The following is an 11,083-nucleotide window of genomic DNA, read 5'->3' as shown; positions in this document are numbered from 1 at the left end:
GGGGCTTCCGCCCCTGGCTATTATCGAGCGCCCCCTTGGGGCGAAAAACAAAAGACGAAAACCAACCGGACAGCCATGCCAGAAAGATTTGCCAGACCCGCTGAAATTGTTCATTCACTCTTCCCAAACACTCGCATACGCCCCGATGGATTCCACATACGCCATCATTCGTTGATAGAAGGGATGATTGGAGAGGGTGGCGCTGTCGCCGATCACGATGAGGGATCGTCTGGCGCGGGTGAAGGCCACATTGGTTCGCCGGGTGTCGCCGAGGAAGCCGATCTCTCCTTCGTGGTTGGACCGCACGAAGGAGATCACGATGGCCTCTTTTTCCCGGCCTTGGAAGCCGTCCACGCTGTCCACTTCGAGGTCCGGCACATCGGCGAGTTTGTCCCGCAGGAGCCGCACTTGGGCGCGATAGGGGGAGATGACGCCGATGGATGTCGGCGGCACTCCGGCCGCGAGCAGGCGGCGGGCATAAGTCACGGCCAGATTGGCCTCCTGCGGGTTGCGGCGGCTGCCGCTTTCTTCTTCCAATTCTTCGTCGTGGCTGGCCCCGGCGGTGTCGATGAAACGCACGGGTTGTTCGGTCAGCGGCTCGCGGGTGACGCCTTCGAGATCGCACAATCGATGGGCGGCCACGCTTTCGTGGGAGACCAACGCCCCTTCATAAAACTCGGCATTGGAGAATTCCATGATGGCCGAGTTCATGCGGTGCTGCACTGTCAACAACCGGGCAATCTGCGGGCCAAAGCGATCTGTCAGGCGTTCCATCAAACTGATGGACAACCCGCTTTCGGCCGCCTCGCGGGAAAGAACGGTCGCAGGCAGTTGGCGGTGGTCCCCGGCCAGCACCAGTTTTTCGACTCGCATCAGCGGGAGCCAGCATGCCGGTTCGGTGCTTTGCCCGGCCTCGTCGATCACGGCCAAATCGAATTGTCGGGGACCGAGAACATCGCTCGAAAGACCCGTGAGCGTGCCGCAGATGATTCGGGCGTCATCGAGAATTTTCTCGGCCGCCAGTGTTTCAAATTTGCGGGCCTCGCTTAGAAGTGAACGGGCTTCCCGCCGCATGGCGGCTTTCTCACCGGGTTGAGGCTTTTCCTTGGTCCATTTGTCCGCTTGATTGAAAAGCGTGTATGCATCCTTGGCAAACTTGCGGGCCTGCCGGGCATCAGCGTGCTTTTGCACCAACAGATCCAAAGCCCGATCCCGAAGCGCCGGATCAACGCGGGCCGGATGCCCGACCCGCACGGGACGTTCGCCAATGGCGAGGAGTTTTTCCAACAGATTGTCAACGGCATGGTTGCTCGGCGCGCAGGCCAGCACGCGCTCGCCTCGGGCGACAGCCTGTCGGATGAGTTCGACGACCGTGGTGGTTTTCCCGGTTCCCGGCGGGCCGTGGATGATCGCCACATCTTTTGCGGAAAGGGCGAAACGAACCGCCTCCCGCTGTGGTTCGTTCAAGTGTGTCGAAAGTTCGATGTCGGCTGGTTGATTGAATTCGGGGTCTCGTTCGCCAAGCAATACCGTGCGAAGTTCGGCGAGGCGATCCTTTTTGGCATCGGCCGCCCGACGCAAGGCTTCTTGTTGCCGCACGCGCGAGACTTCATCGAACGATAAATCGAGCCGCCAGGTGGCATCTTCCGGGAGATCGTCATCGGGCGGGTCGATGGCGACACCGATGGTGGTGAACTCCCGGTCATAAACGACGCCGCGAAAGGACGGACGCCGACGATTGACCCCGGTTTGATTCAAAACAACGGGGGAGCCGGGTTGCAACCGATTGGGGGGAAGGCGATCCGTGCGAATCGATTTTGAAAACGTGAGCAACAACCGGCCACCGAGGCCAAATTCGGAATCCCGCAGGGTGAGACCTGCAAGGGCCGCCCCGTCGCGGGTGGCGGTTTCGGATTGGGCGGCCAGCCGGGCGGCTTCCTGTTCGGCCACCGTTTCAAGATCGAGCAAACGGGAAAGATTGGCGAAATGTTCTAAATCGCCGAAACTGGTTTTTCCAGCGATTTGCACTCGCACGGGGCGTTCGAGAAATGTTGCGCCGTCGAGGGCTTTGACGATCGCCGCTGCTTTGTCGTCGGGAACCTCGATGGTGGCCGCGCGACCGAGGAGCGTGATCTTTCCGATGTGTTTGCTGTCGATTTTGCCGCCGGTGCAGACGAATGACAACACCGCCCCCGGCGAGCATTTCATCGGGATCGGCTCAATCTGAATCCGGGCCATGACACCCCACCCAAGGTCTTGTCGGCGTATTCTATTCGCCCGACGCGGGGTGAGGTGTCCGGCATCCGACTAGCGATTGCCGCCGGAGACCATCAAGGTTTCGCCCGTGACCCATCCGGAGTCAGAAGAAGCCAGGAAGACCGCCACCTTGCCGATGTCTTCCGGCTGGCCAATCCGGCCCAACGGAGTTTGGGCGATGATTTGCTTGTGAAAGTCCGTGCCGATGAATCCGGCCGTGTGAACCCCTTCGGTTTCGATCATGCCGGGATTGAGGGAGTTCACGCGGATTTTCTTCGGCCCCAATTCCTTGGCGAGCGATTTGGTGATGGCATCCACGGCCCCCTTGGTGGCACTGTAAACCGAGGCATTCGGCTGGGGGGAGATCGCCACCACGGAACTAATGTTGATGATGCTGCCGCCATCGGACCCGAAGTGTTCGACCGCTTTTTGCGTGGTGAGAAGCAAGCCGAGAACATTCAGATCGAACTGACGATGGAAGTGATCTTCGGTAACGCCTTCGAGAGGAGCGAACTCGAAAATCCCGGCGTTGTTGACAAGGACATCGAGTTTGCCGTAAGCCGCCTTCGTTTCCAAAAACAGCTTGTCAATTTCGGCCTTCTTGGAGACGTTGGCCTTGACCGCAACCGCCTTGCCGCCGTTCTTCACAATCTCCGCGACCACTTTGTCAGCGCCCTCTTTGCTGGACGCATAGTTGACGACCACCGAGGCCCCTTCGGCCGCGAGGTATTTGGCGATGGAAGCCCCAATTCCCTTGGAAGCCCCGGTAACCAACGCCACTTTGCCTTCAAGTTTCTTCGACATGACATTCTCCGTTTGGAAGTTTTATGTACCGAGGAGTACAATAAGAGGACGGGATGTCTTTCACATCCCGCCAATTTTTTCCCCCAATGTTTTGCGAGGGGGCGTGTCATGGCCGCCGGACGACCCCGAGAATTTGATCCCGACGAGGCCTTGGACCGGGCGCTGGAAGTGTTCTGGCATCGCGGCTACGAAGGCGCGTCCCTGCCCGAATTGACCAAAGCGATGGGGATCAATCGGCCAAGCATGTACGCCACGTTTGGCAACAAGGAAGCCTTGTTCCGCAAGGCGATGGATCGCTATGCCGAGGGACCGGCGGCTTACGTCCGTGCTGCCCTTGAACGACCAGTCGCCCGTGAGGCCATCGAACAAATACTGGCCGGGACGGTTGCCTTGCTGAGTGATCCGACTCATCCGAAGGGATGCTTTGCCGTGCAGGGAGCATTGGCCTGCGGGGAAGCGTCGGAAGGCATTCAGAAGGATCTCGCCGACCGCCGGATGGCCGGATTAGAAGCGGTTCGCAAACGATTGGAACGGGCCAAAAGCGAAGGGGATCTTCCGGATGATTTGGACCCCGAAAATCTCGCCCGGTTTCTGATGACCATCATGCACGGGCTGGCGGTGCAGGCCGCCGGAGGCGCGACCCGTCAGCAGATGGAGCAGGTGGTCAAATTGGTGATGATGGTCTGGCCGAAGAATGTGAAGCGGCCAGACCGCAAAAATTGATCAGAACACCGGCCGCTATTTGCCAGCCGGTGGTTTCACGCCACCACTCGCAGGCGGCCTGGCGGCGCCCGTCGATGACTTCACACCGCCTGCGGGCGGCTTCGCGCTGCTGGCCGCCGCCGGTTTCGGAGCGACCTCCACCGGCGCTTTCACATCGCCGCTTTCCGGCAGTTTCCCGCCACGGGCGGACACCCAAAGACGGGCGAGCATTCCGGAGAGGCCCTGCGGCCAGTCCGCGATGGTTTCCACCGTTGTTCCGTCGGCGGTCAGGGTTCCGGTCCATTTGCCGTCGGCCCGGCGTGCCAGGGCAATTTGGCATCCGATCGGGAGAGCCTGAATGGCTTCCCCCTTGCCCGGCAGGGCGGCGGCGGCGGCCCGGATGGCCTCCTCCGACTTGGCCACGCACGCAGCGCATCTGGTGCTCTGGAACTTCGCCAGACGCTGGGTCCGGTATTTGTCCACGGAGTAATGTTGAAACTCGTTCAGGCACCCGCAGGCTCGGGCCACCATCGGCCGGGCCACAATCTCACCCGTCGGCAACGCCATTTCCCCCACCCTCCACGAGCTGGACTTGCTCTTCTTTCAGTTTAGGGACGATTTCCCCCGCCGTCACGTCCGGAGCTATTTGGAAGGAAATCACCCGTAATTTTCTGTTCCCTTTCATTGGAGTTGGCTATTGATGCGTGATTGCGATTCCCCCTCACGGAAACCAATTGATGCCCACGTTCAACGACGCCCGGATTCGTCAGACGAATGCAAAAAAAACGAATCCGGCGGGGGATTATGTCCTTTATTGGTCGCAGATGTACCGGCGGCTGGACCGTAACCATGCCCTTGATTACGCCGTTCACCGGGCCAAAACGCTGAAAAAACCGCTGATCGTCTACGAGGGGCTAAAACTCGGATATCCTTGGGCCTCGGCCAGACACCACCAATTCATGCTGGAGGGAATGCGGGACAATGCCCGGAAGGCGAAGCGGCTCGGCGTGGATTATTGGCCATTCGTCGAAACTCCCGAGAACTCCGGTCGCGGGTTGCTCCGTAAACTGGCCGCCAAGGCGTGTCTCGTCGTGACGGACGACTACCCGACATTCATCATCCCCGGCCAGATCCAATCTCTTGCGAGAAACATTGATGTGCCGCTGGCGGCCGTGGATGGCAACGGGTTGATCCCGCTTTCGCTGTTGGGGGCAACGGTATCGGCCGCCGCCCATCTTCGGCCGCGAATCCACAAGCTGTTCGCCGATTGCTGGGACCACCGGGCGGCGGCCGAGCCGCCTTTCCCGCCCGCCGGAAAGATCGATCCTCCCTTCGCCGTGTGGAATCATGAATGCGACATCGCTGAATTTGCGAGACAACTGCCGATCGATCAATCCGTCCCTGCCGTCGCCGGATTGGAGGGTGGAAGCGAGGCCGGGCACGTCGTGTTAAACACGTTCGTGAAGCAAAAACTCCGGGCGTATGCCACCGGTCGGAACAACCCCGATGATCCGCGACGAACGGCCGCCAGCCGGTTAAGCCCGCACTTGCGGCATGGGCATGTTTCGATGCAAGAGTGCGCGGAACGGGTTCTCACAGCGGACGGGCCTTGGGATGCGTCGATGATCGACCTGACTCAAAAAAACAAACGGGAAGGCTTCTTTCATCACGATGATAATGTGAACAGTTTTCTGGACGAAGCCCTCACCTGGCGGGACGTGGGCTATCACTGGCATCACACCAAAAACGCCGGACGAGGCGTGATCGACGCGAGGACGGTGACCATCGACGGCCAGTCGATTCCCGCTTACTTCGATCTCCAATCCGTCATCCCCGAGTGGGCGATGAAAAGCCTGAAAGCCCACGAATCCGACCCCCGTGAATTCACCTACACACTGGAGCAATTTGAAAACGCGGACACGCACGATCACTTATGGAACGCGGCCCAACGGGAGTTGGTGGCCACCGGCCGGATTCACAATTATCTGCGGATGCTTTGGGGCAAGAAGGTGCTGGAATGGTCGGACAGTGTGGAACGGGCGTACTTGATCCTCGAACACCTCAACAACAAATACGCAAGCGACGGGCGCGATCCGAACTCTTATACGGGGATTTTTTGGTGTTTTGGCCTATTTGATCGCCCGTGGGTGGAGCGGAAGATTTTCGGCCAGATTCGCTACATGTCATCAGACAACACCGCGAAGAAATTCGACTTGGACGGCTATTACGATTACGTCAGACGATTGCCGTCGGTTGACCGGGTGCGGGGCCGGGCACCGGGGAATCCACCAACTGAGTGACAGCGGCGATGCCGATATTGTGAATCGACAGCATCCTCGGGATGAACGATCCCCAGCATTTGCGAAATTCCTCCCAAGTCATGGAGGGGCCGCTCCAATTCGTCAGGAAGATGTTTTTTGAATCGTAACCATAAGCCACCATCCAATGCCCGGCGGGGGCGAACCAGCGGCCGAAAAGTTTGGCCCCCTCCACCCCGCACATGACGATCACCGGTTGCCGGTCGGAGAGATGTTTGCGAAGGTCTTCTTCGCCTTCGACGGCTTCAATCGGAATGCCGGCCGTGCGACAAATCCGTTCCACCCGGCGCCGTGATGTGCCGAACCACCCGCCCATGTTATCCGGCGGGTGGTTCTTTTCGGCTAGCCCCATGATTTCGCGGGCTTCCTCGGGGGTGTGATCTCCCGGAAAAACCCGGCAATGCGTGAGAAAAGTGCAGGCGGCGGCTTGCCCGCAATTGAACTTGCGAAACTCGCCGTCGCCGTTGACGAACTCGTAGATCGAATCGAGACCCTGATAAGTTTCCGGGTCTGCTCCGTCTGGATAAATACGCCAAGGCATGGCGATCAGCCCTTGGAAGGCGTGGCGGGCTTCAACTCCAGAATCTTGTCCATCCGTTCGGCAATGTCCTTCAACACGGCCTCGCCGCCGCCACCAACCTCGGCCGTCGCCCACCCGCCGGCATAGCCGACTTCCGCGAGGGCGTTCAGAACATCTGGCCAGTTCTCGTCTCCTTCGCCAATCTTGGCGTCGAAGCCTTTCCAATCGTTCTTCGCGTCTTTGGCCTTGGTGAGACTGTATCCTTTGAAGTCGAACTTCAGGAGACGCTTGCCGAGTTTGCGAATCCAGTCACCACTGCTGACGCCGTATTTCACCATGTTGGAACAATCGAAGTACGTCCCGACAAACGGGGACTTCAGATCATCAACATAGCTAATCATCTGTTCCGGCTTCGTGATGAAATTGTTCCACACCGTTTCGATGGCGATCTTCACCCCGAGTTTCTCGGCAGTGGGGATGGCTTTCTTCACTTCCTCTTGGGATCGCTTGTAGCAATCTTCGTAAGTGACATCCTTGTTCACCACGCCGGGGACCAGTAGCACCGTGTCGGCGCCGACGGTCTTGGCGTCTTCCAAGGCTTGGATCAACGCGGCCAACCCCTTGGCCCGGACCTTTTCATCCGGGCTGGAGAGCGTGTCCCGCCAGTGAACCGAATCCACGACACCGTGGATCTTGATGCCGGTGGCCTTTTGAGCCTCGTTGGCTTCCTTGAGGTTCAGGCCGGAGGGGCTGTCGATTTCGACCCCTTGGAAGCCGAGTTTCTTGATTAGCTCGAACTTTTCCTGAACGGTCTTGCCCGCCCCGATCATGCCGAACTTCACGGCCTTCTTGAGCGGCACCCGCTTGGGGTCGGCCGCGATCAGAAGATCACCGGTGAACAGGCCCGCCCCGACGATGGCCGAGGCATTGAGAAAATCACGTCGATTCATGACAAATGCTCGTTTCGATGGAATGTTGGGGTTGGGTTCACACAAACTTCGTCACACCGGGCACGGCCACGGGGGCATACGGCAGTTTGCCTTCCCATGTGTACGACGGCGGGGACAGGTCTTCCTTGGAGTTCAAGGCCATTTCCCAAGTGATCTTCATGCCGGTGTAGGTCGCCATCCGACCCATGATCGACATGAGCGTGCTTTTCCAGCTTTGGTCGAGGTTGTTGATCGGGGTTCCCTTGCGGATACCCTCAAAGAACTCGATGTGCTCTTGGTCGTACATGTCCGAGTTCGGGCCTTCGTAACCCCAAACCTTGTCGCCGGTCTTGATGGTGTGGGCCATCAGTTGGGCCGAGCCTTTCGTGCCAATGACGTGGTCGCTCACATCATTGAACATCCGGGTCACGCCGGACATTTGCCGACAGAACGAGAAAACTTTGACCCCGCTCTTGTATTCGTACACGACCCCGTGATGGTCGTAAATGTTCCCGAACTTCGGGTCGGTCCGCATTTGCCGGCCTCCCTGCCCGTAAGCGGCGATCGGCATCTCCCCCTTCAGCACCCAAGAAGCCTTGTCGTGGTTGTGGCAATGTTGTTCGACGTTGAAGTCACCGGAGAGCCAGGTGAAGTAGTACCAGTTGCGCATCTGGTACTCCATCGTGTCGAAGGTGGCCGTGGTCGGCCGGTGCCAGAGGGTGCCGGTGATGTAGTTCACATGAATGGCGCTGATGTCGCCGATCACGCCATCATGAATTCGCTTGACGGTTTCCCGCTTGGCAAAGTCCCAACGATAGCAATATCCGCACAGGATGCTGAGTTTCTTGGCCGCGGCGATCTTGGCCGACTCGATCACACTGCGAACCCCGGCAGCATCGACGGCCAAAGGCTTTTCGGCGAAAGCGTTTTTGCCCGCCTCGACAGTCGCCCGCAGGTGCATCGGCCGGAAGTGCGGCGGGGTGCAGAGCAACACGACGTCGGAGGCTTCGATCACTTTCTTGTAGGCGTCAAACCCGGTGAACATCATCTCCGGCTTCACGTCGATCTTTTTGGCGATGTCCTCGTTCTTGGTCAGTTGTGAGAGGGAGGACTTGATGTTGTCCCCGAAGGCGTCGGCCATCGCGACGAGCTTGACGTTCGGATCAGCCTTGAGGGCGTTCTTCGCCGCCCCGGTGCCCCGGCCGCCGCAGCCCACGAGGCCGACCTTGATGGTGTCACTCGCCCCGGCGAACAGCCCGCCGGTGGACAACGCCGCGGCCGACCCGGCCAGCGCTGAGGTCGTTAAAAAATCCCGTCGAGTCGCAACTGTGTTCGGTGTCATGCGGACATCTCCAAATCTGGGGAGAGGTGGCCCAGTGTCTTGTGGTAGGAAGGATTATTGTGTCCGTTGGCCGATGGATTGTCACCGGGAAAAGCGGGAAGACGCGGGGAATTTGGGAAAGTGTCAGGCGAGCCAGTTTTCAAAGGGGAGACCGGTGATCACGGAGAAATCAGAGTCGTAAGTGACCAGAACGCATTCTTTTTTGGTCAGCGTGATTGCGGCAAGTTGAATATCGACTTGTTGAATCACTCTGCCACGTTTTCTGAGATCCGCGAACAAACGGCCATATTCATATGCCGCCGGATCATCAAACGGCCAGCGGATCAAGCGGCCGAGCGACCGATGGACAATTACCCACGATTCCTTCCGGCTTGTACTGCCTTCCAAGCCAGCGATGATTTCTCCCAGCGTGGGCAAACCGATGCCAAATTTTGCCCCGGTTCTTTGGAGGGCGTACATCCGTTCTCGTATCCCGGCTCGCTGAAACAGAAAATCATAAGCCGGTCCGGTGTCGAGAAGATAGGACCGCTTCATTGTCCAAATCCCTCAATCATCTGACGCCGAACCGCTTCCAGATTGAACGCCTTGGCCTTGGCCCGCCATGCAAGCAGGTCCGCTTCTTCTTCCGGTGTCAGCACAAGAGGCGGAATGGCTTCGGTTTCCGCAATCCACTGTTCGATCTCTTCGGGTGTCTCCGGCCAGTCATCTTCGGCGACCGCCTCTGATCGCGGCCGTTCCTCGCGTTCCGCGTATTCTTTCTCGGTTCCCTCCGGCAAATCCGCCGGATCGACCGACACCCAATGACCGTCCTTCACCGTCATCCGAATCGTTTTCATCACGCACCTCCTTTCAAATCGCATTTTACCCGAGGAATGTCGGCGTCCGCAATGGGACGGGGTGTTTGTCCGGTTCCCCGGCGAGAATTTCCCTTACAATGCCCGGACGAGGTTTACGCACGCATCGGGAGTACCGCAGCCCGTGTCCACTGAACGCATTAGTGAATATCTGGCCCAGTTTGCCCAAACGCGAGCCCAGATGGTTGAGCAGCTTGGCCGGGTTGTTGTCGGCCAGGCCGAGGTCATCGAACAAATCATGGCGGCCATTTTCACGCGGGGGCACTGCCTCCTCGTCGGCGTGCCGGGACTGGCCAAGACCCTCATGGTCTCGTCCATCGCCCAGATTCTCGATGTGAATTTCAAACGCATCCAGTTCACGCCGGACCTGATGCCCTCCGACATCACCGGAACCACGATCCTCGACGAAAACGAACAGGGCAAACGGGAGTTCCGGTTCGTCAACGGGCCGGTGTTCTCGAACATCCTGCTCGCGGACGAAATCAACCGGACACCGCCGAAGACGCAGGCGGCCCTGTTGCAGGCGATGCAAGAACGACAGGTGACTGTCGGGCAGGAAACCTACAACTTGCCCGACCCGTTCTTCGTGATCGCCACCCAAAACCCGATCGAGCAGGAAGGCACTTACCCGCTGCCCGAAGCCCAGCTTGACCGGTTCATGTTCAACGTGAAGGTGGACTATCCTTCGCTGGACGAAGAAAAGCGCATCCTCGGGATGACTGCCAAGGACGAACACGGCGAGATCCAAAAAATCCTCTCCGGCAAGGCCATCATCAATCTGCAAAGACTGGTGCGAAGCGTCCCGGTCGGGGACTTCGTGATCGACTTCGTGACCCGCCTTGTCCGCGCCACCCGGCCGAAAGACCCGACGGCCCCGGAATTCGTGAAGAAGATGGTGGACTTCGGCGCCGGAGTCCGGGCCGGCCAATACCTCATCCAAGCGGGCAAGGCATTTGCCGCGATGGACGGCCGTTTCAGCGTGGCCATCGAAGACATCCGCAAAGCGGCCGTCCCGGTGTTGCGCCACCGCATCGGGACCAATTTTCAAGCCCAAGCCGAAGGCAAGGCGAGCGAAGACATTATCGAATTGTTGTTGAAGAGTGTCGGCGAACCGGAACCGCCGAAGTATGGGGCGAAGAAAAGGCTTTGAAGAAAGAAAAAAGCACTAACCACAAAGACGCGAAGATTGGCCAACGAACACTGGCTTGGGGCCATCCCCGGTGACCTAACCCCCCGTCCCCCTTCCCTAAGAAGGAAGGGGGAGCAAGAGGGTGGCCAGCATTTAATGTGGAACAGGCTTTCTGCCCGGAGGCAGTGATTGTGACGACCCGAATGAGTGAGGGCTGGCGAACGACTTC

11 protein-coding genes are annotated in these 11,083 nt (G+C 58.8%); 3 read left to right on the top strand and 8 right to left on the bottom strand.

What is annotated here, in order from left to right:
* Positions 1-114: 114 nt before the first annotated feature.
* Together BGIM_RS0142175 and BGIM_RS0142170 are read right to left on the bottom strand one after the other, a co-directional pair.
* Positions 115-2,238, bottom strand: coding sequence for an AAA domain-containing protein (locus BGIM_RS0142175; protein WP_020475618.1), 2,124 nt, complete (start codon positions 2,236-2,238; stop codon positions 115-117).
* A 69-nt stretch (positions 2,239-2,307) separates the two neighbouring features.
* On the bottom strand, positions 2,308-3,060 hold the full coding sequence (locus tag BGIM_RS0142170) for an SDR family NAD(P)-dependent oxidoreductase (protein ID WP_020475617.1): 753 nt from the start codon (positions 3,058-3,060) through the stop codon (positions 2,308-2,310).
* Between the two features lie 108 nt (positions 3,061-3,168).
* Between BGIM_RS0142170 and BGIM_RS0142165 the strand changes: the two genes are divergently transcribed.
* On the top strand, positions 3,169-3,783 hold the full coding sequence (locus tag BGIM_RS0142165; protein WP_020475616.1) for a TetR/AcrR family transcriptional regulator: 615 nt from the start codon (positions 3,169-3,171) through the stop codon (positions 3,781-3,783).
* Positions 3,784-3,798: 15 nt separating this feature from the next.
* Here BGIM_RS0142165 and BGIM_RS0142160 read toward each other — a convergent pair whose 3' ends face one another.
* Positions 3,799-4,329 carry a hypothetical protein gene (locus BGIM_RS0142160; RefSeq protein WP_020475615.1) on the bottom strand — a complete coding sequence of 177 codons (531 nt, stop codon included), beginning with the start codon at positions 4,327-4,329 and terminating at the stop codon, positions 3,799-3,801.
* Between the two features lie 167 nt (positions 4,330-4,496).
* On the opposite strand from BGIM_RS0142160, the gene BGIM_RS0142150 reads away from it, so the two are divergent.
* Positions 4,497-6,062, top strand: coding sequence for a deoxyribodipyrimidine photolyase (locus tag BGIM_RS0142150; protein WP_449355849.1), 1,566 nt, complete (start codon positions 4,497-4,499; stop codon positions 6,060-6,062).
* On the opposite strand, the gene BGIM_RS0142145 is transcribed toward BGIM_RS0142150, so the two are convergent.
* The 5 genes from BGIM_RS0142145 to BGIM_RS0142125 all read right to left on the bottom strand — a co-directional run bounded on the left by BGIM_RS0142145 (position 5,998) and on the right by BGIM_RS0142125 (position 9,707).
* On the bottom strand, positions 5,998-6,621 hold the full coding sequence (locus BGIM_RS0142145; protein WP_020475612.1) for a cysteine peptidase family C39 domain-containing protein: 624 nt from the start codon (positions 6,619-6,621) through the stop codon (positions 5,998-6,000). The two genes, BGIM_RS0142150 and BGIM_RS0142145, sit on opposite strands and share 65 nt — an antisense overlap.
* 5 nt (positions 6,622-6,626) lie before the next feature.
* Complete coding sequence (locus tag BGIM_RS0142140) at positions 6,627-7,550, bottom strand: sugar phosphate isomerase/epimerase family protein (protein WP_020475611.1); 924 nt, start codon at positions 7,548-7,550, stop codon at positions 6,627-6,629.
* A 37-nt stretch (positions 7,551-7,587) separates the two neighbouring features.
* Positions 7,588-8,871 (bottom strand): Gfo/Idh/MocA family protein, encoded by a 1,284-nt coding sequence (locus BGIM_RS0142135; protein WP_020475610.1) that lies wholly within the window; start codon positions 8,869-8,871, stop codon positions 7,588-7,590.
* 123 nt (positions 8,872-8,994) lie between these two features.
* The gene (locus BGIM_RS0142130) at positions 8,995-9,405 is read right to left on the bottom strand and encodes a type II toxin-antitoxin system VapC family toxin (RefSeq protein WP_020475609.1); all 411 of its coding nucleotides are present in this window, start codon (positions 9,403-9,405) and stop codon (positions 8,995-8,997) included.
* The gene (locus BGIM_RS0142125) at positions 9,402-9,707 is read right to left on the bottom strand and encodes a hypothetical protein (RefSeq protein ID WP_020475608.1); all 306 of its coding nucleotides are present in this window, start codon (positions 9,705-9,707) and stop codon (positions 9,402-9,404) included. The genes BGIM_RS0142130 and BGIM_RS0142125 overlap by 4 nt, the downstream gene beginning before the upstream one ends.
* A 199-nt stretch (positions 9,708-9,906) precedes the next feature.
* Between BGIM_RS0142125 and BGIM_RS0142120 the strand changes: the two genes are divergently transcribed.
* Positions 9,907-10,875: an AAA family ATPase gene (locus BGIM_RS0142120; RefSeq protein ID WP_040892048.1), complete on the top strand. Its 969-nt coding sequence runs from the start codon at positions 9,907-9,909 to the stop codon at positions 10,873-10,875.
* Positions 10,876-11,083: the final 208 nt, after the last annotated feature.

Source organism: Zavarzinella formosa DSM 19928 (genome assembly GCF_000255705.1).
Taxonomy (GTDB): Bacteria; Planctomycetota; Planctomycetia; order Gemmatales; family Gemmataceae; genus Zavarzinella; species Zavarzinella formosa.
Note: the sequence above shows the minus strand (reverse complement) of the source record. Positions and strands in the feature narration are given on the sequence as shown.